General features: G+C 38.5%; 19 protein-coding genes and 1 riboswitch. Of the genes, 9 read left to right on the top strand and 10 right to left on the bottom strand.

Going from position 1 to position 24,618, the window contains the following annotated elements; genetic code table 11:
• Window positions 1-21: 21 nt before the first annotated feature.
• The 5 genes from QNI22_RS07100 to QNI22_RS07080 form a co-directional block, all read right to left on the bottom strand.
• A complete protein-coding gene (locus tag QNI22_RS07100; protein WP_314509944.1) occupies window positions 22-1,287 on the bottom strand; it encodes a glycosyltransferase in 1,266 nt (421 codons plus the stop codon).
• Window positions 1,284-2,201 carry a polysaccharide deacetylase family protein gene (locus QNI22_RS07095; RefSeq protein ID WP_314509943.1) on the bottom strand — a complete coding sequence of 306 codons (918 nt, stop codon included), beginning with the start codon at window positions 2,199-2,201 and terminating at the stop codon, window positions 1,284-1,286. Before QNI22_RS07095 ends, QNI22_RS07100 begins: the two co-directional genes overlap by 4 nt.
• A 350-nt stretch (window positions 2,202-2,551) precedes the next feature.
• Window positions 2,552-3,796 (bottom strand): homoserine dehydrogenase, encoded by a 1,245-nt coding sequence (locus QNI22_RS07090; RefSeq protein WP_314509941.1) that lies wholly within the window; start codon window positions 3,794-3,796, stop codon window positions 2,552-2,554.
• Window positions 3,797-3,833: 37 nt separating this feature from the next.
• A complete protein-coding gene (locus QNI22_RS07085; protein ID WP_314509940.1) occupies window positions 3,834-4,886 on the bottom strand; it encodes a homoserine O-acetyltransferase family protein in 1,053 nt (350 codons plus the stop codon).
• Window positions 4,887-4,957: 71 nt separating this feature from the next.
• Window positions 4,958-6,283 carry an O-acetylhomoserine aminocarboxypropyltransferase/cysteine synthase family protein gene (locus tag QNI22_RS07080; RefSeq protein WP_314509939.1) on the bottom strand — a complete coding sequence of 442 codons (1,326 nt, stop codon included), beginning with the start codon at window positions 6,281-6,283 and terminating at the stop codon, window positions 4,958-4,960.
• Between the two features lie 271 nt (window positions 6,284-6,554).
• Window positions 6,555-6,659, bottom strand: a riboswitch (SAM riboswitch).
• A gap of 233 nt (window positions 6,660-6,892) precedes the next feature.
• Here QNI22_RS07080 and QNI22_RS07075 point away from each other — a divergent pair.
• Window positions 6,893-7,459: a hypothetical protein gene (locus QNI22_RS07075; RefSeq protein ID WP_314509938.1), complete on the top strand. Its 567-nt coding sequence runs from the start codon at window positions 6,893-6,895 to the stop codon at window positions 7,457-7,459.
• 35 nt (window positions 7,460-7,494) lie between these two features.
• On the opposite strand, the gene QNI22_RS07070 is transcribed toward QNI22_RS07075, so the two are convergent.
• Window positions 7,495-8,061: an L-threonylcarbamoyladenylate synthase gene (locus QNI22_RS07070; protein ID WP_314509937.1), complete on the bottom strand. Its 567-nt coding sequence runs from the start codon at window positions 8,059-8,061 to the stop codon at window positions 7,495-7,497.
• A gap of 320 nt (window positions 8,062-8,381) precedes the next feature.
• Between QNI22_RS07070 and QNI22_RS07065 the strand changes: the two genes are divergently transcribed.
• From QNI22_RS07065 to QNI22_RS07055, 3 genes are all read left to right on the top strand, one after another.
• Complete coding sequence (locus QNI22_RS07065; RefSeq protein WP_313974754.1) at window positions 8,382-10,013, top strand: CTP synthase; 1,632 nt, start codon at window positions 8,382-8,384, stop codon at window positions 10,011-10,013.
• 170 nt (window positions 10,014-10,183) lie between these two features.
• Window positions 10,184-12,043: a membrane protein insertase YidC gene (gene yidC, locus QNI22_RS07060; RefSeq protein WP_314509936.1), complete on the top strand. Its 1,860-nt coding sequence runs from the start codon at window positions 10,184-10,186 to the stop codon at window positions 12,041-12,043.
• Window positions 12,044-12,172: 129 nt separating this feature from the next.
• Window positions 12,173-13,879 (top strand): ABC transporter substrate-binding protein, encoded by a 1,707-nt coding sequence (locus QNI22_RS07055; RefSeq protein ID WP_314509934.1) that lies wholly within the window; start codon window positions 12,173-12,175, stop codon window positions 13,877-13,879.
• Between the two features lie 39 nt (window positions 13,880-13,918).
• On the opposite strand, the gene QNI22_RS07050 is transcribed toward QNI22_RS07055, so the two are convergent.
• Window positions 13,919-14,359 (bottom strand): hypothetical protein, encoded by a 441-nt coding sequence (locus tag QNI22_RS07050; RefSeq protein ID WP_314509933.1) that lies wholly within the window; start codon window positions 14,357-14,359, stop codon window positions 13,919-13,921.
• A gap of 217 nt (window positions 14,360-14,576) precedes the next feature.
• On the opposite strand from QNI22_RS07050, the gene QNI22_RS07045 reads away from it, so the two are divergent.
• The 4 genes from QNI22_RS07045 to QNI22_RS07030 all read left to right on the top strand — a co-directional run bounded on the left by QNI22_RS07045 (window position 14,577) and on the right by QNI22_RS07030 (window position 18,579).
• Entirely contained in the window at window positions 14,577-15,281 is a 705-nt protein-coding gene (locus QNI22_RS07045) for a DsbA family oxidoreductase (protein WP_314509932.1), read from the top strand.
• Between the two features lie 174 nt (window positions 15,282-15,455).
• Window positions 15,456-16,178: a siderophore-interacting protein gene (locus QNI22_RS07040; RefSeq protein ID WP_314509931.1), complete on the top strand. Its 723-nt coding sequence runs from the start codon at window positions 15,456-15,458 to the stop codon at window positions 16,176-16,178.
• 148 nt (window positions 16,179-16,326) lie between these two features.
• Entirely contained in the window at window positions 16,327-17,625 is a 1,299-nt protein-coding gene (gene hemL, locus QNI22_RS07035; protein ID WP_314509930.1) for a glutamate-1-semialdehyde 2,1-aminomutase, read from the top strand.
• Between the two features lie 144 nt (window positions 17,626-17,769).
• Window positions 17,770-18,579, top strand: a complete 810-nt coding sequence (locus QNI22_RS07030) for a polysaccharide deacetylase family protein (protein ID WP_314509929.1) — start codon at window positions 17,770-17,772, stop codon at window positions 18,577-18,579.
• Window positions 18,580-18,605: 26 nt separating this feature from the next.
• Here QNI22_RS07030 and QNI22_RS07025 read toward each other — a convergent pair whose 3' ends face one another.
• On the bottom strand, window positions 18,606-19,985 hold the full coding sequence (locus QNI22_RS07025) for an alpha/beta hydrolase family protein (RefSeq protein WP_314509928.1): 1,380 nt from the start codon (window positions 19,983-19,985) through the stop codon (window positions 18,606-18,608).
• A gap of 324 nt (window positions 19,986-20,309) precedes the next feature.
• Between QNI22_RS07025 and QNI22_RS07020 the strand changes: the two genes are divergently transcribed.
• Window positions 20,310-22,094, top strand: a complete 1,785-nt coding sequence (locus QNI22_RS07020; RefSeq protein WP_314509927.1) for a vWA domain-containing protein — start codon at window positions 20,310-20,312, stop codon at window positions 22,092-22,094.
• Between the two features lie 7 nt (window positions 22,095-22,101).
• Here the strand turns inward: QNI22_RS07020 and QNI22_RS07015 are convergent, their stop codons facing one another.
• Both QNI22_RS07015 and QNI22_RS07010 read right to left on the bottom strand, forming a co-directional pair.
• Complete coding sequence (locus QNI22_RS07015) at window positions 22,102-23,388, bottom strand: hypothetical protein (RefSeq protein ID WP_314509926.1); 1,287 nt, start codon at window positions 23,386-23,388, stop codon at window positions 22,102-22,104.
• A gap of 96 nt (window positions 23,389-23,484) precedes the next feature.
• Window positions 23,485-24,594: a TFIIB-type zinc ribbon-containing protein gene (locus QNI22_RS07010; protein ID WP_314509925.1), complete on the bottom strand. Its 1,110-nt coding sequence runs from the start codon at window positions 24,592-24,594 to the stop codon at window positions 23,485-23,487.
• Between the last annotated feature and the right edge of the window lie 24 nt (window positions 24,595-24,618).

The following is a 24,618-nucleotide window of genomic DNA, read 5'->3' as shown; positions in this document are numbered from 1 at the left end:
CTGGGAAAGAATATAAAGTTGCTACACAAATATTCGTTCTGAGAATTGTGTGCTGGAAACCATAATCTTTCGATAGATCTCTTCGTATTGAGAAGCTATCCTGGTTTCAGAAAGAGATTGTAATGCAATTTTACGTGCATTTTCAGATAGATTATAGGCAAGAGAATTAGAGAGCACCCAGTTTATACCATCTGCCAGATCTTCAGGCTTGTAGGGCTGTGCCAGATATCCATTTAATTTATGTGAAATGATATCTGGCATACCTCCTACCTGAAAACCAACTACAGGGGTGCCACATGCAATAGGTTCTGTAGCTGTTTGTGGCAGATTCTCCATTCTGGACGGAACTACCATAACATCGGCAGCAGAATATAATAATGCCATCTGTTGTTCAGAAGTTATCCTGCCAACATATTGTCTTGGACAATCAAGATGAATCGTTTCTTCATCTTCGTTCATACCAAAAATAACTGCCAGACAATTATGAACTCCATACTTCTCTTTAAAAATAGCAAATGCTTCCTGTAAAAGATCATAGCCTTTGTTTCTATCTTCTACGGAACGTAAAGAACCAAAAAGAATGACTTTTTTAGTTAACGGAATACCAAGAGAGAGGCGGGCTTCCAATAAGTTAAAAGGATGAAATACATCTGTGTTTAAGGGATTGGCAATAACTTCGATGTTTTCCTTGTTGAAAAGACTACTTCTACGAGCAAGAGATGCTTCCCATTGGCTGGGAGTAACAATTTGAAAATGTTTTTTTCTCCATGCTTGTATCTTATGGGCTAAGTTCCATCTGTTGAAATCCAGAAAATGGTTGGTGTTTGCATACCCTTTGGCAAATCCATCATCCTCTAATCCATTGGGATGGTGTTCCGTTCCACAAAATGCCCAGGAGTCGTGAAGTGTCCAGACAATGGGTTTGTGAATTTTACCAATTTCTGAGACACTGATCATCTCTTTGGCAATCCAGTGCAGATTCACAATATCGGCCTTGGATTTATTAATGGTGTGGTGAATAAAACCAGGGAACAAATTAAGTGAGTGCAGCATGGGATTAGTGTTAGGCTGCATTCTTAACAATGTTTGCGCTAATCTGTCTTTGATCTTAAACTCTGGCAGTCTCCATTTAGGTATAGCTGAATGAACGAAAGGAAGGTCCGTTACTTTCTTGATAACCAGCATCTGTGCATTTATACCAATGCTACGTTGGGCCTTGCATATTCGTAATGCCGCCTTATCAGCTCCACCTTCATAGTCAGAATAGGAAACATGCAGGATATTCATATCGTAACAACTTGTTTAAATTTATTAGACCAGAATACATTATTGAACATAAGCTCATCTAGCTTGAAGCCATTTTCATACAAATAGATACGTGGTAAGGCTGTAAGATGATGCTGATGCTGCGGAAATATGTGACCGGATCGGGTGGTAACTGCTGTTTTAAAACCAAGTTCCTGTACTAAACTGAATTCTCTGTGACCTGCTTGCTGAAATTCCCCGAATGGATAAGCAAAATGATCTATCTTTTTATGTATTGCTCCTTCCAGTGCATCTCTGGATGCAGATATCTCATAGGTAGCCTCTGTCAGAGAAAGATTTTTTAATACAGGATGGTTGAGAGTATGTGCACCAATGGTAACCAAAGGATGCTTACTCAATTGTTGTACTTCTTCCCAATTCATACATAGTGTTTGTATAGAGGCGGATTGGGAGAATGGATCTAATTCTTTGCAATCTATTTTATTCTCCAGAATAAGCTCCCGAATCTTTGTAAACGTCTCCCATTTCTCTTCTGGAGTGTAGCAGGCAAACTGTAAATCATTGGATAGATGAACAGAGGTATTAGTCTGGACAATTTCTTCCAGGGTATACCACCATAAGTTTGCAGTTTGATCAGGAAAGCAATTGGTAATATACACGATAAATGGTATATTGAAGGACTCGAAAACAGGAAGGGCCTGAGTAAGATTGTCCTTATAGCCATCATCCAGTGTAAATACAATAAGCTTCTTATATCTTCTTGAAGAAATTAATATTTCGTACAACTCATCCACTGAGATGAATGTATATCCCCTTTTTAAAAGAAGTTCTATTACCTGGATAAGATAGTCAGGTGATATTTTAAGATCTTCGTTTGGGGTAAGACGTGGGTATATGACAGGAAAGACCCTATGCAACATAAATATAGTTGCCATACTTTGAGTGTATGTCTTAGCAAATGCTTTTATGAATTGGTTCTCTCTTATATACGATGCGAAGGCCATAACTCGTAACTTTCCTCCATAGCTTATTTCGCCTCTTGTTTGTCTATATATAGGATAACCTTAACCAGGTTCGCCTGTTAAAACATGAAGAGACATTTTATAAATCCTGTTTACTAATAGAAGTGGTTAGGCAAATGTGGGGTATGCCGAAGAACACTGAAAAGTGAAAGCTCAGAATTGGTAATTTCTTTGTCTTTAATGAAGGAATGGAAGTCTTTGTAAACAAAAAACTCTCAACTATTTATAAAAAAGTTGAGAGTTTTTTCTGATAGGGTGGATTTCTAAATATATTTTTGGTCACTGACAAATATTGGGGCTGTCAAAGGCTTGGAAGCTGTTGTTTTTTTGCCCGTATTAGCAATAAACAGATCTTGAGTAGCTAAGTCGCTCTTAATTAGTATAAGGTCAGAAAGATTAATGTCACCAATGATATAATGGAAATTATGACTGCTGTATTTTTCATGAATTTGTAAAAAAGGAATAACATCCAGCACAGCTTCCTGATAGTAACGCACATATACTTCCAGGATAACATCATTGGTATAATGTATCCGGGTATGTTGATGTTTCTTATACTCATACTGATAATCATAGCGACAGGCTGAAATATCAGAAAGAACAGCGGAACCTGTAGGATGTCCTCCAGCTCCTTTGCCCATAAAAAATTGTTTGTCTGCAAATGCAGCTTCTACAGCTACACCATTGTATTCATTTTCTACACTATACAGATAATCATTAGGTGCAATGAATTGAGGCATAACAAATGCAGTAATGGTATCATCTGTCAATTTGCGGGTCTGAGCTACGAGCTTGATTTTTAATCCCTTTTCTTTTGCAAACTGAATGTCATGTTTAGACAATGATTGTATGCCATAGTTAAATAGTTCTTCTGGTTTTACAAAAATTCCATAGGAGTGTGTAACCAGCAGACAAAGTTTATTCAATGCATCGAAACCACCTACATCTGCAGTAGGATCAGTTTCTGCAAAACCTGCTTCCTGAGCCTGACGAAGGGCTGTTTCGTAACTCAAATTTTCCTGAAATATTTTTGAGAGAATATAATTGGAAGTACCGTTGACAATACCACTTACAGAGTAGAGCAGCTCGTTATCATAATACTCTTCCAGGTTTCGAATAATAGGAATACTACCACACACTGCTGCTTCGTAAAGAATTGGTGTGTTGTATTGATTTTGTAAGGCAACCAGTTCTTCCAGATTTTCTGCAATCATTTTTTTGCTGGCAGAAACAACGGTTTTTCCATTCTGAAGGGCTGTTTTGGCAATGATATACGCATCTTCTGTGTTGTTGATCATTTCAACAACCAGATTGATAGTTGGGTCTCCCAAGATATCATCCGGATCGAATGTAAATCGATCTGCGGGTAATGGACGGGATTTGTGAGGGTTTTTTACACAGATTTTGACAATCTCGGCATTAAAATCTGTTGTATGTGTAAAAATGTCGTAAAGGCCTTGACCTACCACGCCAAAGCCAAATAAACCGATGCGTAATTTCTTGCTCATGTAACGTCTTACTTATATGTCTATATGAATAAAAATCTCACTCTTTTTCTACTGGTATATCTTTCGGAATGTCAGAGGAGATATAAAATTGTTTTAGTATCTGACTCAAAATCTCAAACTCTACTAAAAAACCATCATGTCCATAAATGGATTCTATCTCTGTGTATTGCGCATTCGGTATAGTTTGTGCCAAGTATTTTTGTTCTGATACAGGAAATAAAATATCTGTAGATATACCTATGACAAGTGTTTTGGATCGGATCACCCGTAGTGCTGCTTCTACTCCTCCACGCCCACGCCCTACATTGTGTGAATCCATTGCTTTGGACAATACCCAATAGCTGAATGCATTAAATCGTTTTGCCAATTTCTCACCCTGGTATCGTTGATAAGACGATGCAGGAAAATCATCCTGTTTGTTTTTATCAGGTGACGTTTGTTTCTGAGTGTATGTTTCGTAATGGCGATAAGACAGTAAGGCAATAGATCTGGCTGTTTTCATTCCCTGGATACCTGCATCCGGACGTTTTTCTTTCCAGGTTGGATCTGTTTCGATTGCCATACGTTGTGACTCATTGAAAGCTATTCCCCATGCTGAATGGTAGGCATTGGTGGCTATCAGAATCAGGTTGTCAATGAGAGTAGGCTGCAGAATTGCCCATTCCATAGCCTGTTGCCCACCAAGTGAGCCGCCAATACAGGTGTGGATTTTTGTAATGCCTAAGTGAATACGAAGTAGTTCCATGGCATTGACCATATCCCGGATAGTCACAAACGGAAAGTCGTGATAGTATCGATCATCGGTTTTGTTATTCCATGAAAATGGCCCTGTTGATCCATAATGTGAACCAATGATGTTGGCACATATAATAAAATGCTCATCAGGATTGTAGAATTTACCTTCTCCAATCATTCCTGACCACCAATCATCTGCACTTGCATTTCCTGTCAATGCATGACAAACCCAGATCACATTATCTTTTGTTTCATTTAGTGTGCCGGATGTTCCATACACCAGATTGAACCGTGCTAAAGTTTCTCCAGACTCTAATGTAAATTCTTGTTCGTAACTGAATTGTAAAAGATTCAAATTCAATTAATAATTAGGGATGAAAAGATTGGTTTCATGGCTAGTTATTTTAGCCATGAAACCCTTTTATATTAATTTAATACTGCGCTATCTTCGTGAATTTTAACAAATGCCTGTTCAAAATCGGCTTTAATATCTTCAATATGTTCCAGACCTACTGACACCCGCAGTAATGTAGGCTCTACACCGGCACTGCGTTGTTCTGTTTCATTCAATTGAGAATGAGTTGTTGAGGCTGGATGGATAATAAGCGTCTTGGCATCTCCTACATTGGCCAAATGGCTAGTTAGCTTTAAGCTGTTAACAAATTTCTCAGCTTCATCTTTGCCTCCTTTGATGTTGAACGTCAGAATTGATCCTGCTCCACGTTTCAGATACTTTTGAGCCAGTGTATAATGTGGGCTGCTTGGCAGACCAGGATAGTTTACACTTTCTACCTGATCATGTGCCTCCAGCCATTGGGCCAGTTTCAGTGCGTTCTCCACATGACGATCTGCACGTAAAGAAAGGGTTTCTAATCCTTGAAGGAATAGGAATGAGTTAAACGGACTAATGGCTGGACCCCAATCACGTAAACCTTCTACCCGGCAGCGGATAATGAAGGCGATATTAGGAAGTCCAATAGGATTACCTTCTCCAAAAATTTCCCAGAACTTTAATCCGTGGTATCCCTCTGAAGGTTCAGTAAACTGAGGGTATTTTCCATTGCCCCAATTGTAATTACCACCATCAATTATTACCCCACCAATACTGGTACCATGACCTCCAATCCATTTGGTTGCTGATTCTACAACAACATGGGCTCCATGTTCCAATGGACGGAAAAGATAACCGCCAATACCAAATGTATTGTCAACGATTACAGGTAGATCATACTTTTTGGCTAAGGCTGCAATGGCATCGAAGTCTGCTACATTCAAACCAGGATTTCCAATCGTTTCCAGATAAATAGCCTTGGTTTTTTCATCGATTAATTGTTCGAAGCTGGCTGGTTCATTGTCTTTGGCAAAGCGAGCTTCTACACCAAGCCTTTTAAATGAAACTTTAAACTGATTCCAGCTTCCTCCATATAAAAACGGAGAAGTGACAAAGTTGTCACCAACATTGAGAATGTTATTTAATGCAATAAATTGTGCTGCGTGTCCTGAAGCTACAGCCAGTGCTGCAACCCCTCCCTCCAATGCTGCAATCCGCTTCTCAAAAACGTCCTGAGTAGGATTCATAATACGTGTGTAAATGTTGCCAAACTCTTTTAAGGCAAACAGATTTGCACCATGTGTAGAATCTTTGAACTGGTAGGAGGTGGTTTGGTAAAGAGGCACTGCACGTGATTGTGTAGTAGGGTCAACTTCCTGACCTGCATGCAGTTGTAGGGTTTCGAAACGTAATTGAGACATAACTAGGTGTGTTTGAGGTTGTTAAATAAGATTGAAATTTGGATTCTTGAAAATACAGCTTTTTTAGAGGGAATTCCAAATAAATCTCCTTAAAGTATATAAAACTAGTAGAGTAATGCGACTCCGCTACAATTTTGCACACATCGCAAACTAGAGCGCATTCGGAAAGGAAAGAAACTCAATACACAAAAAAATGCTGGTAGAATGTGTTGCAATAACACAGTCATGCACAAATGGCCTGAAATTGATTTTTTAAGAAGCATGATTTTTTGATTTATATTTCCTAATCAGCTTAGGTAGGATTTAGCACCTTGCCATTGAGGGTAGGTTGCCAGACGTTCTTCGAGCCTATTCTCTCCCGTCTTCTGTATAAACCAATTACTTGTTGAGGGTAATTGACTTGCAGGGTTACAAAAGTAGAAAGCGTTTTTTAGATTTGCAAAATTTGTTTATGAAACCTTCAGCTATGGCAAAATCATTTATCAACCTAGTATAGGTTTTGAGGACAATTCATGTTTTATAAAAAGACATGTCCCAATTAGAATTTAAAAAATGAGATGGGATCAGATTTTGCACTTATTTTGTGGTCATCATTATTCTAAAAATGCTATGGGATTTCAACTTAAGATTTTCTTATTGGTTTTAACGGCTTGGGGAATAGGTTTTCAGGGTGTGCCTAAACTAAAGAAGACAAAGCTAACAGAACAAATTACAGTTTCGCTACCTGAAGATTTTCATCCAATGACAGATGATGAAATTGCCGCCAAATATTTTGTAGCACGAAAGCCAACTGCTAGTTTTTCAAGTGCTGACCGGGTAGCTGATTTCTCTTTTAATCAAACAACTACACCTGGAAGGCAACAGGATCTGGCAATGTTGAAAGACTTTTTTAAATCGGGAATCCGGTCTAACTTTACTAAAGTTGATTTTATTCAGGAAGGAGTTGTCCAGATTAATGAACGGGATTTTGTCGTTTTGGAATACACCGCAGAATTGCGTGATGAGGATCCTAATTCAGCTAATAAGGGTGTTACACGCCAATATTCTTATATTGTATATACAACGATTCGTAATAAAGTGAATGTTATGGCCTTCAATTGTCCTGTTCAGGTAAAAGAACGCTGGCAACCTATTGCGAAAGAGGTTATGAATTCTATAAAAATAAGTGGAAAGTAAGAAAGATAGGTTCAGGTATCATACCTGAACCCTTACTATTTCCGGATAAACTTAATTTCACCATTGACTTCCAACCGGAGTATATTGGCCAGCTGATAATCATTTTTGGTGCTTTGATCCATTGGGACAACATAGTCTACGCCTTTGACAATTTCAGGATCTACATCATCTAGTGTTCTGGGAATAAACTGATTAGGGCGATTTGCAGAAGTTGAAACAATCGCACGATTAAACTTTCCGATAAGCTTCACCAGAAAATCATTGTCTTTGACTAAGCGAATCGCAATACTTCGATCTGATGCTAACACATCGGAAGATACATTTTTTCCATTGGAGTAAACCACAGTTAATGGACGTTCTGAAAATTCAACCAGATCCCAGGCTATATCCGGCACTTTATTCATATATTCAGGGAGCCAGCCTATTTGTGAAATCATAGCCACCAGAGGTTTAGGTGTTTCTCGCTTTTTTAATTCATGGACTCGTTTAACAGCCGCGTCATTACGGGCATCACAAAGAATACTCCATACTGTATCAGTAGGAGAAAGAACAACTCCACCTGTTTTTAAAATTTCGTAGGCACGCTGAATACTATCTGTCATAAAGGTTTTGTAAGCAGTATTTTTTAGAAGTGCAAAATAAATGCTTTGTATGGACAAATATTATTTTTTGTCGCTTATTCCCTCTGTCTGCTTTTTATTTAAAAGATATATTATGTCTTGTGAGATATACTTATAGTATGTATAGGTAATTCATTTCAAGAATCTATGTAGTAATCGGCTTTTACCAGCTTCTTTTATGATTATTCTGATAAAGTTTGGTAAATCTTTCACTTTTTGAGAGTTCGTTATTTTTATCTGTTTAACTCCCAAAAATTTTCCCTACCTTTGTATCCCATAAGTCTTTCAGAGAATAACAACTTATGGCATCTGCAAAATACATTTTCGTTACGGGAGGCGTAACATCTTCTTTAGGCAAAGGAATTATTGCATCATCATTGGCTAAGCTTCTGCAAGCCAGAGGTTTCTCGGTAACCATTCAAAAATTCGACCCTTATCTTAATATTGATCCAGGCACATTAAACCCCTACGAACATGGGGAATGTTATGTCACAGATGATGGGGCAGAAACAGATTTGGATTTGGGGCATTACGAACGTTTTTTGAACACTCCTACATCTCAAGCCAATAACGTTACTACTGGACGCATCTATAATAGTGTAATCACTAAAGAACGACAAGGTGCATATCTTGGCAAAACTGTTCAGGTAATTCCTCATATTACAGATGAGATTAAACGGAGTATACGGGCATTAGGTGATACTGGAGAATATGATATTGTTATTACTGAAATAGGTGGTTGTGTGGGTGATATCGAATCATTGCCATTTATTGAAGCAGTACGTCAGTTTAAGTGGGATGTAGGTCCAAATAATGCGATTGTTATTCACTTAACGTTGATTCCTTATCTGAAATCTGCAGGTGAATTAAAAACAAAGCCTACTCAACATTCAGTGAAAGACCTATTGGAAACTGGTGTGCAGCCAGATATATTGGTTTGTCGTTCAGAACACCCTATTCCTCAGGATATCCGCAAAAAAATAGCATTATTCTGTAATGTGCATATTAATTCGGTAATTGAAGCTCAGGATGCGGATACTATTTATGATGTGCCGCTGATGATGAAAAAAGAGAAACTGGATGAAAGAGTATTGGTGAAACTGAAGCTTTCACATGATAAAGAGCCTGATATGGAAGGCTGGAAAGAGTTTTTGGGACGTCTCAAGAATCCATCAGAAGAAGTAACCATTGGCCTGGTTGGAAAATATGTGGAACTGCGTGATGCCTATAAATCCATTGCAGAAGCCTTCATTCATGCCGGAGCTCAGAATGAATGTAAAGTAAATATCCGGTGGATACATTCAGAAACACTGTTGCCGGAAAACGTAGAAAACTTGTTTGAGGATCTGGATGGGGTATTGGTAGCACCTGGATTTGGTGAAAGAGGTATCGAAGGAAAAATAGCAGCGATTCGGTATGTTCGTGAAAACCAGGTTCCATTCTTTGGCATTTGCCTGGGTATGCAGTGTGCAGTTGTAGAGTTTGCCCGTAATGTTCTAAAGCTGGATGGGGCCGCTTCTACAGAGTGGAATCAAGATACTTCACATCCGGTGATCAATATGATGGAGGATCAGAAAAAGGTTACTATTAAAGGTGGTACTATGAGACTCGGTGCGTATCCATGTGATCTAAAGAAAGGTTCACGTGCTGCACAAGTATACGGTAAGAGTAAAATCTCAGAACGCCACCGTCACCGGTATGAGTTTAATAATCAATACCTGGAAGCTTATGAGAAAGCAGGTATGACAGCTACTGGTATCAATCCGGATACAGGACTGGTTGAAATTGTTGAAATCAAAGATCATCCTTGGTTTGTTGGTGTACAGTTTCACCCTGAACTAAAAAGTACAGTAATGAATCCTCAGCCATTATTTGTTCATTTTGTGAAAGCTGCTGTAGAATATGCTAGTGCTAAGCGCTTAGTAGTGAGATAAAGTTGTAACTTGCAGCCAATTAATAGGATAAACGCTACAATATGGAAAGGACTCTTTTCGTCTTTTCCATATTGTTATGTTTTAACCTCTTACCAATAAGCTGATGTACTAACAACTTATGCATCAGTGAATGATTTAATCCTTAACCATAATTATTTAATCGCTTTTTGATGGATCGTAATAATCTGATCGGATTTCTGCTGATTTTCCTGCTTTTAATAGGGTATACCATATATGAATCGCAGCAGCCGCGACCGGAGCCGCCCAAGACTACGCAGGCTACTCCTGCTCCTAAAGTTGCACCTTCTGTTTCTGAAACTGTAACAGATTCTGCTACAGCTAAAAGAATGTATGGAGATTTTGCGGCTGCAGGTTTTGGAGAAGCAAAAGATATTGTTGTTGAAAATAAAGATGTAAAAATTACCCTGAATACCAAGGGCGGTAAGATAAAAGAGGTATTATTAAAGAATTACAAGACATATGATCAGAAACCCTTGGTTCTGATTGATGAAAAGTCAAGCTCACGGGTATTGCGTTTACCTGGCCGGACAGGAGATATAAATCTTTCAGATTTATACTTTACTTCAACAGATGTTGGTGGTGTAGTTAAGCAGGATGGAGATTCCATACGTGTTTCTTTTCGTTTAGCTTTAGCCGATAATCAATATGTCGAGCAGATTTACACTATCAGAGGTTCTGGATACCAGATTGGATATGATCTGAAAGTAAATGGATTAGATGGCGTTTTAAAAAATGCGCCTGTACAATTGGTGTGGCTGGAACATCTGAAGAAGTTTGAAAAAGATACTCAGACAAGCCAGATGGCCTCTGCCATCAATTATTATACAGTAGAGGAGGAGTTCAATGATATTGGTGACAACTCTGTCAGCGTGGATGAAAAAGCTGTTGAAGAACCTATTCGCTGGGTTTCGCTAAAGCAACGATTTTTCCTTACTGCATTGATTGCCAGAGGAACTCCTTTTTCTGCTGGACAGCTAAAAAGCTCTGTACCCACAGTTGTATCCAATGATAATATCAAAGTCTTAGAAAGTAATCTGCAACTTTCACTGGCTGACCTTAAAAGTGGAAAAGGCCATTTTGATTACTATTTTGGTCCTAATGACTATGAAATTGTCAAGAATGTAACAGATGGTTTCCGCGAAAATGTTTATCTGGGCTGGCCTGTAATACGAATCGTAAGCCGTTTTGTGATTTTGCCTGTTTTCCATCTTCTGGAAAGCTTTATCACTAATTATGGGTTGTTAATTATTGCATTGGTACTGGTTGTGAAAACAATCTTATTCCCATTGGTATATCGCTCCTATATGTCTATTGCAAAAACGCGTGTGTTGCAACCAGAGATTGAGGAAATAAAAGCCAAGCATGGAGATGATATGCAGAAGGTGCAGCAAGAACAAATGAAGTTATACAATCAAGTAGGTGTAAACCCATTAAGCGGTTGTGTACCTGTATTATTACAAATGCCTATTTTGTTTGCCTTGTTTAGTTTGTTCCCGAATCTGATTGAATTTCGTCAAAAAGCATTTTTGTGGGCAAATGACCTTTCAACATACGATTCTATTATTCAGCTTCCATTTAATATACCCTTTACTGCCTATTCACATATCAGTTTGTTTGCAGTAATGATGACAGCTTCTTCGCTGGCATTTACTTATTACAATAGCCAGATGACTTCTTCTGCTGCAATGCCTGGACCATATAAAACTGTTCAGTATGTGATGCCTGTAGTAATTATGTTTGTATTGAATTCCTCACCAGCAGGTCTGAATTTTTATTACCTGATATCTAACCTGGTTACTATTGCCCAGCAGCTTACCATTCGTAAGTTCGTGGATGAAGGAGAAATCCGCAGAAAGCTGGAAGAGAACCGCATTAAGAATAAAGATAAGAAAAAGACAGGTTTCCAGGCGCGTTTAGAGGAAGCTATGCGTAAAGCAGAAGAAGTTCGCAAGGATGCTGATTCAAAAAAGGGACCTAATACAGATGCTAAAAAGAAAACCAAAAAATAAGGTCTCTTATTAACTCTGAAAACACTTTTTGTAAACAGACTTCGTCTTGTATATTTACTTCCTGAAATCCAACTTTCAGGAAGTTTTTTCGTTTAATAGGGGCTGTTCTTTTGTTTAAACAATCTTATAATGCGATTCATCACACATTCACAGACTACGTGTTGTTATTTTTTTATACTGTTCCTTGTAAGCCTGATCAATATTTCCACTGTCAAGGCACAGACTGTGGCCGATTATAGACGTAAATATGAGTCAGGTAAAGAGTTGATTAAGCAAGGAAAGTATGATCTGTCACAGGAGATATTTCGTCCGCTGATGCGCGAAATGCCTGACAATCCATTTACAGCCTATGCACATTATTTCAGCGCACTGGCTTCATTTAAAGCGAACAAAGCGGATGAAGCACGTTTGACACTGGAGCAGTTGCAGCAAAAGTATCCTTCATGGCCAGATATAGATCAAGCAAACTATTTATTAGCAAATATCTTTTTTATTAAAAAAGATTATGCTATGGCTCTTGTTAATACGAATAAGATTCGGAACGAAAGTGTAAAAAAAGATGCAGAAAACCTGAAGAAATACTACTTACAAAGTGAGAAGAATATATCATTACTAAAAGACCTTCAACAGAAGAACTCAAATGATCGTACTATCGCCGAAGTACTGACAGATAAGTTATGGCTTAGTACAAATGAAGAAGAAAAAGCATTAGCCAAAAAACTGGATTCACAATTTAACCTGAAAAAAGTCAGTAATCCACCTGCCAGACAGGTCGAAACCAAACAGGCATATAATGTGGCTGTAATTCTACCATTTGATTACAATAAACTGCTTGCAGAAAAAAATGGTCGTGTGAGCCCGATAGCTGTAGATATGTACAATGGTATCCGGTTGGCCCAACAACAACTGGCTAAGGAAGATATTCAGATAAACTTGTTTGCCTATGATGTTGGAGCAGATGGTGATAAAATGTTAAATCTTGCTAATCAGTCTGAATTTCAGTCTAATGATCTGATTATAGGTCCTATTAATGGAGCTGCAATCAAGGTCGCTGTATCTTTTGCAAACCAAACTAAGATAGGGCAGATTAATCCTATTACAACAAACAGCCAGATTGTCCAGAATACTTCCGCTGCTTATTTGTATCAGGCTTCGGTGGAAAGTCAGGCAAAACATGCTGCCCAATTTGCCAGAAAGCAGTTCACTACTCCAAGCGCAGTTGTGTTTTATGGTAATACTTCCCGTGATTCATTGTTAGCTCATGTCTACAGACAGAAGTTTACTGAAGCAGGTGGAAAAGTATCTGTTTTTCGAAAGATAAGTTCTGCAACTGACATACCTAAGATGGTTCTGGCTCTTGAAGGTACTGCTGACCCAGGACATATTTTTATTACTTCTTCTGACCAGAATGTTGCAATTAATCTGGTTAGTTCGCTGGAGAAAAGGGAAACAAAAATTCCTGTTATTACCCAGTCAAACTGGTTGTTTTACTCAATGCTAAGTTATGATCAGTTTGAACGGTTACAGTTTCATTTTATTAATCCGGAGTATCTGGACTATCGTAGCGAGGCTGCAATAGCATTTAAGCAAGCATACATTCAGGCCAGAAATCTTATTCCTTCTGTATATGCCTATCAGGGATATGATATGATGCTTTATTTTGGGAGAATATTAAAAGAGTTTGGCACTAACTTTCATAATGGACTGAAAAGTAAACCACCTGTAAAGGGGGCTATCTTTGCTGGATATGATTATCGGAATGCAAATGATAATCAATATATACCTATTACAAAGTTTGAGAGTGGGAGTCTTACACTGACTAATCCTTTAGAATAAACAAAAGAGGCTTGTTATGAAACAAGCCTCTTTTGTTTGTTAGCGGGCTCTAACAAATAGCTTTGCCGTTTTTGCTGGTTTATTTTCCATTTGAGAGGGATATGGATCTACACTCTGAAGAATTATATCGTAATACATACCTGATAATTCAATCTGAGTAGTATCAGCTGTTTTAAGTTGACCACAAGCACCAATACACAAAGTGCCGGATTTGACTGCCTGCCCTTTACTTGTTGTAAAAAACACTTGTGCATTTCCTGCCCATATACACACTGCCTCTTTAGGACAGCGGCTATCTTGAATCGAATCTACACGAATGCTAAGGCCATTGGAAGAAGCAGAATTTGTCCGTAAAATGGCAGATTGTTTGGCTTGTAAAATAGTTGCCTGATTAAGAGACGCTGATTTTGGTGTAAGCCCATCCCTCATACATTGGCTAAATAATACTATTGCACCCACAATCACTAAAATCGTTTTCATAAACATATTTTTAATTCCAAAAGCATGACACACGAGCTATTGGAATGGTTGCATGTTACAGTAGATATTCTAAATAATTTTCTGAGTTCAATTGTCGGTAGGGCAAGTAGTGGGGATTAATAAGTACTTCAGGGAACATATTACACTCTATATACTGTTTACCCATGTATCAATACATTATTCTTAAATAAAAATTCAGATGAATACCACTGAGAAAATGAAAGTAGAGATATGGTCAGATATTATGTGTCCATTTTGTTATATAGGCAAAAGAAAGTTTGAAAAGGCATTACAACAGTTTTCTGACGCTGGAGCGGTTGAAGTAGAGTGGCATAGCTTTCAGCTAGATCCTTCTATTGAAGCAGGACATGGCAAAAATTTATATGAATACTTATCAGAACGCAAAGGTATTTCCTATGAGCATTCTGTACAGATGCATCGGCAGGTAACACAGATGGCAAAAGAAGCAGGTCTTATCTATAATTTTGATAATGCAGTTGTTGCTAATTCATTTGATGCCCATCGAATGATACAACTGGCAAAAAAGCATAATCTGGGAGATGAAGCTGAAGAACGTTTATTTAAAGCGTATTTTACAGAAGGGAAAGATTTTAGTGATCACGAAACGCTTGTGTTGTTAGGACAAGAGATCGGATTGCAGGAAAACGATATCCGGCAAGTGCTAGCTAGTGATGATTTTGGGTATGAGGTTGAGAAAGATATTCAGGAGGCGCAAAATATTGGAGTGAGGGGTGTGCCATTCTTTGTATTTAATCGCAAATATGCTGTTTCTGGTGCACAACCTTCCGAAGTGTTTTCAGATGTGCTCGGAAAATCCTTTACAGAGTGGCGAAATACGCACCCTGCACCCATTGAAGTAATTGAAGGACCTTCCTGTACGCCAGAGGGTGATTGCAATTAGTATTTATGTGATGTGATAGAGAAGATCTTATTTTCGAAGGTGAGCCTTATACAAGGCTCACTTTTATTTTTCTAGGGTAAAGTAAAAGTGATGTCTGTTCGTCTGTGTAATTACCAGCTATACATTATTTGAAAAGTAGTACACTTTTATCTTACCATTACAAAACTAAATAAGATGGGTCTTATTGATAACCTAGCAAGCAAACTTTTAAACAAAGCTGTTATTGTACACAAGTCAAAAATAGCTGACAATACTTTTCATATCCGTATTCATAGTAGTGGTTTAAAATTAACGGAATATGTACCAGGATACTTTCTGCGGATTTTTTGTGGTATGGGTATGTCGGTGAATCTGAAAGACAAAATCAGAAGCTATTCTGTCTGGTATTTTGATCGCAAAGCCGAAACTATAGATATTGCTGCCTGTACACACTCTAATGGACCCGGTAGTAAATGGGCTCAGGATTGTGCTGTTGGAGATACTATTTACTTTGGATGGCACAAGGGTAAGTTTATTGTAGATCAGTCTGCCGACTCATATGTATTGGTGGGTGATACTTCTGCTTTGGGACATTTGTATGAAATCTATAGAAATCTGTCTGTTTCCAAAAAGATTTATGGCTTTGTGTATGCTGAAAACGAAAAAGGTATTTTTCCAGATATTGATGGTTCAAAACCATTTCAATTTCTACAATTGGCTGTAAATCCAGGAGAGAGATTAGTGCAGTCCATTGATTCTACTGCCAGGCAAATATTCGGTTCTGGAATGGTCTATGTAGGTGGTGATAGTCGAAGTTGTGTGCAGTTAAATCAATATTTTAAAAAAGAGTTGAATTGGAATTCCGGACAAATAAAAGCAAAACCTTTCTGGAACCCTGATAAAACAGGACTTGAGTAGAGTTGGAATCTTTGTGTTTCAGTATAGGATCGTCGAAAAAGCCAAACAGTGAATTGTTATAAAAAAGGTGATTTATTGGGGATTGTGTCAGATATTTGTGCAGAAATTTATCACAATTTGTATTTACAACGATTAACAGCTTTTATATATGAATATATCTCAGAGCCAACAGCTATTTGAACATGCCAAGAAGGTTATTCCTGGAGGGGTTAACTCTCCTGTGCGGGCATTTCGGGCAGTAGGAGGTAATCCTCTTTTTATTAAATCTGCTAAAGGCGCTTATCTATATGATGAAGATGATAATGCATACCTTGAACTAATTAATTCGTGGGGACCTATGGTATTGGGGCATGCTCATGAAATTATTCAGAAAGCAGTTGCGGATGCTGCGCAAAATTCACTTTCGTTTGGTGCTCCCACCCGAAAAGAAGTTGAGATGGCGGAACTGATTATCTCTATAGTGCCTACCTTGGAGAAGGTTCGAATGGTGAACTCGGGCACAGAAGCAACTATGTCTGCTATTCGATTAGCCAGAGGCTATACTGGTCGCGATAAAATGATCAAGTTTGAAGGATGTTATCATGGTCATGGGGATAGTTTTTTGATTGCTGCAGGTAGTGGGGCTGCAACTATGGGAATACCTGACAGTCCTGGAGTGACACAAGGGATAGCCAACGATACACTGACTGCTCCTTTTAACGACCTGGAAGCTGTAGAAAGGCTTGTTACAGAGAATAAGCAAAATGTAGCTGCTATTATTGTAGAACCTGTTGCTGGAAATATGGGTCTTGTATTGCCTAAAACAGGATTTTTAGAAGGTCTGCGTCAGATTTGTACACGGGAAGGTATTGTGTTGATCTTTGACGAGGTAATGACAGGATTTCGACTGGCAAAGGGAGGAGTGCAGGAGAGATTCAATGTGCAGGCGGATTTGATTACTATGGGTAAGATTATAGGAGGTGGAATGCCGGTTGGAGCGTATGGTGGACGTCGGGAAATTATGGATTTTGTATCTCCTGCCGGACCAGTATATCAGGCCGGTACTTTATCTGGAAATCCAGTTGCCATGTCTGCAGGACTGGCAATGTTACACTATTTAAATGAACATCCGGAAGTATATACACGTCTGGAAGAAATTGGAAATAAGATAGTGGCAGGTATGCAATCCAATATGCAAAAATTAGGGGTTAATTACACAATTAATCATGTAGGATCTATGTTTACGATTTTCTTTACAGACAAACCAGTATATGATTTTGAATCTGCTAAACAGTCTGACCTGCAGTTATTTGCTAAATATTTCCAAGCTATGTTAAAGCGGGGAGTGTATCTGGCTCCATCTCAGTTTGAGAGCTTGTTCGTTTCAACTGCATTAACAAACGACCATATTGATACAATCATCAAGGCTAACTATGAATCATTGGAAGAGATTCTGGTAACAGCTTGATCTTTATTATTCCGAATACATCAACAAAGCCCTGAATGAAGGGCTTTGTTTGTTTATAAATACTTTATTTGTACTTTTCCTTCAAAGAATACGTCTTTACTTTTATAATACTTCTTACATAGGAAAAACTATCATCTGTTTTGTATGAAAAGAATTGCCTTTCTCTGCCTTTTTATTTTACAAGGAATATTAGCTATTGCCCAGCAAAAAGTTACGTGGAATGGAAAACAATGTGCTGTTGTACTTACTTATGATGATGCTTTGAATGTCCATCTCGATAACGTAATTCCTGTTCTGGACTCTGCAAAGTTGAAAGGTACATTTTATTTATCTGGCTATTTTCCCGGTTTTAGGCAACGAATCACAGATTGGCGTAAAGCAGCTGCCAATGGACATGAAATGGCTAATCATACATTGTTTCATCCTTGTATTGGACAAATACCTGGAAGAGAGTGGGTAAAACCTGAATCGAATATGGGAGTCTATTCTGTTACACGTATGGTAGATGAAATCCGAATGATGAATGTTTTGTTGCAAACTTTGGATGGAAAAACACAACGGACATTTGCTTACCCATGCGGTGATACCAAAATCGGAGATGTAGCATATCTGGATTTGATGAAGGATGATTTTGTTGCTGCCCGTGGGGTAAAGCCTGAATTTTTGTCACTCGGCCAGATTGATCTAATGAATGTAGGAGCAGTGGGAGTCAATGGAGAGTCAGGAGAACAATTGATTGCTCTTGTAAAGAAAGCAATGGAAACTAAAACGTTATTAGTATTCTTATTTCATGGAGTAGGAGGAGAACATAATCTCAATGTGTCTGTTGATGCACATCGAAAGCTAGTACATTTTCTTCAGCAAAATCAGTCGCAGATTTGGGTAGCTCCATTTCTCGAAGTAACCCAATATATAAAAGAAGCTCAACAGAAAATGAAAAAGGGAAACAAATAGAGATTGTCTCCCCTAAATAAGCGACTCTATTTTTGTGTCGGTTTACTATTGGTTTTTAGATAGCGTTCTGCAAAAGAAATAAATGTTGGCCAGTTAGGCCCATTGGTATGTCCACCACTATGTTGACGAAACGCAATGTCTCCTGAGAGTAAAGCGGTCTCAATAGGAGGGAACTCTGTAGTGCCCAAGTCTTTTTTACCCACTAGTTTATAAACAGATCCCGCATAAGCAGCTCCTAAAAACATACCTTTGGCATCTACCCAGCCTCCTTCTACCTGGAGAGACCCACTACCAACAAAAACGGGGCGGGGAGCACATAAAGCTACTAGTTCATGCGAATCTATAGGTAGATCCTTAGGTGTGAGTGGCCCTGCATATTTAATAAAATTACCAGCCATCCAATGGTATTCACCCGATGATGCGACATTTTCTACCTGTTCCCCATACATTCTTCTGTGTAATTTAGCCCCTCCTTCTCCTGATGAGCCTACAAACGCAATAGCAAAGCGGGAATCATAAGCCATAGTCACAAGGGCCGCTTTTCCATAGCGAGACAGACCTTCGATACCTACCTGTTTTGCATCTACGGCAGGATCTGTTTGCAGATAATCCAATGCTCGGCTCGCTCCCCACGCCCATGCACGCAATGCTCCCCAATCATCAACCTTACGTGGCTGGCCTTTATTTACTAACCCAATAATACCTCTGGTCAGGCTATCTCCTTTATCTGCCTGTACACTGGTTGGAATTAAGATTGCATAACCCCATCCTTTTTCCAGTACTTGCTGTTGCCAAGAAGGTGCAGGTGGACCTGCAGGAGCCGGCGGACGAAAACCGGGCGGGAATACAAAACTAAATTCCATGAGTAATGGGACGGGACTTGGAGCATTGACAGGAGTAGTGACTGTCAGATCGATATTGACAGAGATTAGTGGATAATCTGAATTATCTACATGGCCTATAAGTTTTTTAGTCAGAGCTAGAATTTTTCCTATTGTATCAATTTTAGTTTGTACAATTTCCCATCGTACTTTAGGCGTATGGGCAGGAACCCGTCCATAAATTTCTTTGTCAAAATCTTCTACAATCTCAGGTCTGCGTTGTGTCCACCATTGTTTGGCTGTAGTTATTTTCTTTCCATTTTTTAGTACTAATGGGTCTGGCAAGTTAGGATACGGATTTGCCTTAGTTTCGTCAAAGTTAGCTGCATTGGGGGATTGAGGGTTGCCATCCGGGCCTCTTCGTATGGAGGTAATTCCCAACAAGTTCATTAGTCGCTTATGATCTTGCTCAGCTGTAAGTTGTACAGGTGGAGGTAGAGATGAAGTGGATTGGCCCATAATGGGTAATGAAAACAATATCCACATAAAAAGCAGATATAGCTTTGTTATAGAAAGAGATCTCATTTGTGAAAGAGGTATAAGTAGGATCGTTGAGTGATGTATACTAACTAAATGAAACTATCGAAAATTACAGAAATCGATTACAAAGTGTCTGCTTTTACCAGCCATTTTATACTATTTAATCTACTAATTAGCAGTAACATATTATGATAGTGTGAATGCTTCAGACTATCGTTCTCTGAATATGTAGATTAGTGTTTGATTGTAGTAATAAAACAATATTTGTTAGCTATAAACTTCTTTCTGAAGAGATTGTGTTCACTTTTTGTTTTCCTAGACACCAATCAGAAAAATAGAAGACTTTCTGTTGAAAGTTGATCAGTTAGAATGAAATATTATTTTGAAAATCAGTTTGCTAAAAAGCAAACATATATAAAACTCATTGTTCAGGTATTGTTCTTTTTATTGACTCATTTTATGTCACAGGCCCAATCAAAAATATCACCCCGTAATCAGGCTGTAGATGCTTTAAATGACTATGTACACTATACTAATGAGACGATTCATGCTCTTTGGCCTATTTATGAGGAGCTAATGAATTTTAATCTGCAGCTAAACTATTATAGTGAAGAGAAATCCAAATTTCTTTCGTTTCAGAATGAGGATCACTGGAATAAGTCTTCCTCCTATGAAGTGATTCCTGCTGAGATCTATCAAAAATGTATGACGGGTCATTCTGCTTTATCTGAAACGGATCGCAGAGTGCTGAATCAAAGATTATTGGTTCTGAAAGAAACAGTTGACCGTATTCAGCTTAGTCGGGATTCTATCTGGCATTTTGTCCAGGAAAAGATTTATTTACAGAGAACAAATATTGCTTGGGCTTATCGGCAGTTGGGGTTATTGGAGAAGTTATTTAATCAGTACGATCAGGCAAAGGACAACTTGTATGCTACTGTGCAGCAAGTATATCTTACTCACTATAAACCTGCCAATACCAATCATAGAATTGTCGCAATGGCCGATAAGTTTCAGCCTGCTATCCATTGGTGCAAGCTTATTCTGGATGATCTGGATAATGAAGAAACCAGCAAGATATCATTCTATGTACAGGAACTGGAAACACTTATTGAGAACTACAAAACTCATCAGGATGAGAATCTTCAAGGTTTATATCGTTTTGGGTCAAGTAATGGATTAGATCCCTACTGGCGTTATGAGAGAGTGGTAAGAAATCTGGAGGCTATTGTGTCTCGTTGTCATAGTTTTTTGACCAGTGAATGGCGGGAGAATAATTATAAACCTTATTCGAAGGCGTACTATTACTATAACAGCGAGATTATTAATAAATATAACCGCTATGGCTTAGGGCTCATTCGTTCTTACAATGATTTTATTGAGCTTGCTGATGGAAAAGGTGTTCAGAAAGAAGCTGAGATTCCGGACTATTATATCCAGAATAAATCTATTAAACTGGATGTTTCCACAACATTGTTGTTACATCAGGTAGAAGAGCCTCATCAATACAAAGTTTTTTATCCCAAAACCAATAAGCTGCAAGATAAACCTGCCATATCTGTAAAACCAGAGTCAGATAAAAAAACAGATGATGAGACATTGGAAGGATATGCAGACAACCATCTGGTATTTTTACTGGATGTATCTGGTTCTATGAATAGTCACGAAAAGCTGCCTTTGTTAAAAGAAGCATTTTCCTATTTGTTGACCCTTACCCGACCAGAGGATAAAGTTGCCATTGTAAGTTATTCAGGTGATGCCCGAATCGAGTTAAATACAGTTTCCGCTACTGAACGTAAAAAGATTGAGTCGAAACTGGATAAACTAAAGTCGGAGGGGGGAACCAATATTCGCCGAGGAGTAAGTCTAGCCTATCAATTAGCTAACGAACACTTTATCAAAAATGGGAATAACCGGATTATTCTGGCGTCGGATGGTGAATTTGGTTTGGATAAGGCTACCGAAGCTATTATTCAGGAAAATCTGAACAGAGGAATTGTTCTGACTGTATTCTTATTTGGACAAACTAAAAATGAACATGTTATTGAGCAATTACAGCGATTGGCTGCATTAGGGAAAGGCAATTTTCAGGAGATTACTCCTGAAAATGCCAAACAAACCCTTTTGAAAGAAGCCCAGTCAATTAAGAAATAGTGATGGATTACTGGATAACCTTTTTGGCTTTGTCCAGTAGTCCTCCTCCTTCTTTTTTAAGATTATCCAGTGTTGCTGTAGTCTTTACTTTATCCAGTTGCTGTTGTATCTGTTCATTGTATCGCATCAAGGTAGCTACCTCTGGACGGGCGCCTGTGTATTTCTTCCAGTCAACTTTCTTCATTTGAGTAATAAAGTATTGTAGGGCTACTTTGCCCATAAACACTTTATCTGTAATGAGGTTCGATGCTTTGTTGTCTTCTTTGGCTTCCAGATACTCAATCCCTGAATGAAGGATGGCCTTATCCTCATTGCTGAAGATAGTACTCTTCTCCAGTTTCTTAAGGTTAGCAAGTGCAGTTTGATTGTCTTCCCTTTCCAGTGCTACATAGGTGGCAACCAGCCAAACCAATTCATCATTAAGACCAATAGCATTGGCATCCGATAAAAATGCCTCAAAATCCTGTAGTGCCATTGTCTTTTTATCCTCCCGATCCATTTTAATCCGGCTTAGTCCTCTACATATCAGGTTAATTCCATGTGCATAATGATACGTATCTTTATTTGTTCCTGTAGGGGGCAGATTCCGAAAGAAGCTATATTGATAGGATTGACCCTCTTTTTCCAGCCATTCATGATTACTGGTTAATTCGTGTTCGCTGAGATACGGAAAATCTTCTGTTATAAACAGAAGTCCCTTTTGCATTTTATATAAGCAACGCCTTTCCAGATTTTTTTCGTGTTCTGTATCTACCCGTGAACCTTCATACAAGGCAAGTTCTGTGCGACGTGCAGATGTATTGGCTGTACTTAAAAAAGTATGTTCCATATTATTGTCCCATCCGAAAAGTTCTGCATAGGATATATTGGTATGGCTCAAAGCAGGTGTTTCACCTGTATGCATTTTGAAGAATGTTTCCAGCAGTGTTGGATAGGTATCTTCGTCTGTAGTAAGAGCAAAATCTTTTAAGTCATTATATTCCTTGTAGGCCAGTACCATATCTTCCAGCGAGATATAGGTAGTATCATTTTTGGTAGTATCAATTGCTTGGAGAATACGTGAATTGATTTTCTGTAAATGTTCTGAGCCAGGGATTTGTTTAGCATTCTCAGCTGTTTGAGTACGAAGGACTATCTTAAAAAGTTTGTAGAATAATACAGATTGGCTTTCTAGTTTCTCTTTCAGTTTAGTGCGCTCTAACTGGAGTAATTCCTCATCACTTTTCTGATGACAGGATATGCAAAGAAAAATGCCAAGGAGAGATGATAGATAAAAAAACGATTTAGATCTCATGAAAAATTTATTTAATTAAATAGATAGGTGGTAATGAGTATCCCCTCAGACTTTTATGCAAACCTGAGGGGACGTATATAACAATGTTTGAAAAAATTACTGTTGTTTTCCTCCAAACAATACAACCAATAGAATGATAATTGCCAGGCCAAATACAATGGCAAGGAATATTTTCCAGGCACTGTAAGGACGTTCGCCTTGTACCTCACCTGTACTGCCATTGATCATGAATCGGTACACTTTGCCGTTGTATCGATAAGCACTTAGCCAAATAGGCAATAAAACATGTTTGAATGTAATTTGTTTATACTTAGGACTTAGTGACGTAATTTGTTGTTCATCACCTCCAATATCCTGACATACTGTAGCACGAATCGGTCCATCCATAATCTGCTTGGCTTCCTCAAATCCCTGCTTTACATCGACATGATATGTTTCAGTCCGAAATCCACTCAAAAAACGTTCGTCAAAAGGAACCAGTTGATCCAATGCCCAGGGTTCAAGTGCCCGAAGATAATCCTCTGGTAATGAAGTAGTACCTTCTACAAGTACATCGTCGAAGGAGTTATGAACTTGTCCAGATGCATAGCTCCATCGGATTTTACGTACTTGCTGCCGTTTCTCAACCATTTTTCCATTCTCATTTACCATAACAGTTTCTGTTACATAGTAGTAATCACCTCTTTGTCCTGTATAGTTACTGTCTGTCTCGCAATCATATGTCCAGTAAGGGATATACATACCACTAAGCCGCTCCTGATTATCTGCAAATTTGACAAGGTCATTGGGGGCAAACCAAAGACTGGAAAGCCATCCTTTAAATTTGCCGAATGCTGTTTTCTGATCAATCTTAAAGGGTAACAGCGACTTAGGCTTTAGCTGTGTACTTAAACTACCTGTACCTACAACCAGAGCTGAACCACAGAAGGGACAATTGTCAGAAGTAATACCTGGTTTCAGTGAGCTCTCTGCTCCACAAGCATTGCATTTTACAACGGCTACCTGTTGAGTTTCGGTTGCTGGTGAGGACTGGGTGAGAAAATCTTCAAAATCCAATTCCTGAATAGTCTCTTGTGAATCCTCTATTACATTATCTGCACCACAATACTCACAGGTCAGATGGTGAGTTCCCGGTTTAAAAACCAGATAAGCCCCACAAGATTGGCATGGAAATCGAAGAGTTTGAGAGGTAGACGTTGAATCCATAAAGAAATAATATTGGACAATAAA

Source organism: Xanthocytophaga agilis, from assembly GCF_030068605.1.
GTDB classification, from domain to species: domain Bacteria; phylum Bacteroidota; class Bacteroidia; order Cytophagales; family 172606-1; genus Xanthocytophaga; species Xanthocytophaga agilis.
The sequence above is the reverse complement of the archived record's forward strand: the minus strand, read 5'-3'. Positions and strand labels throughout refer to the sequence as shown.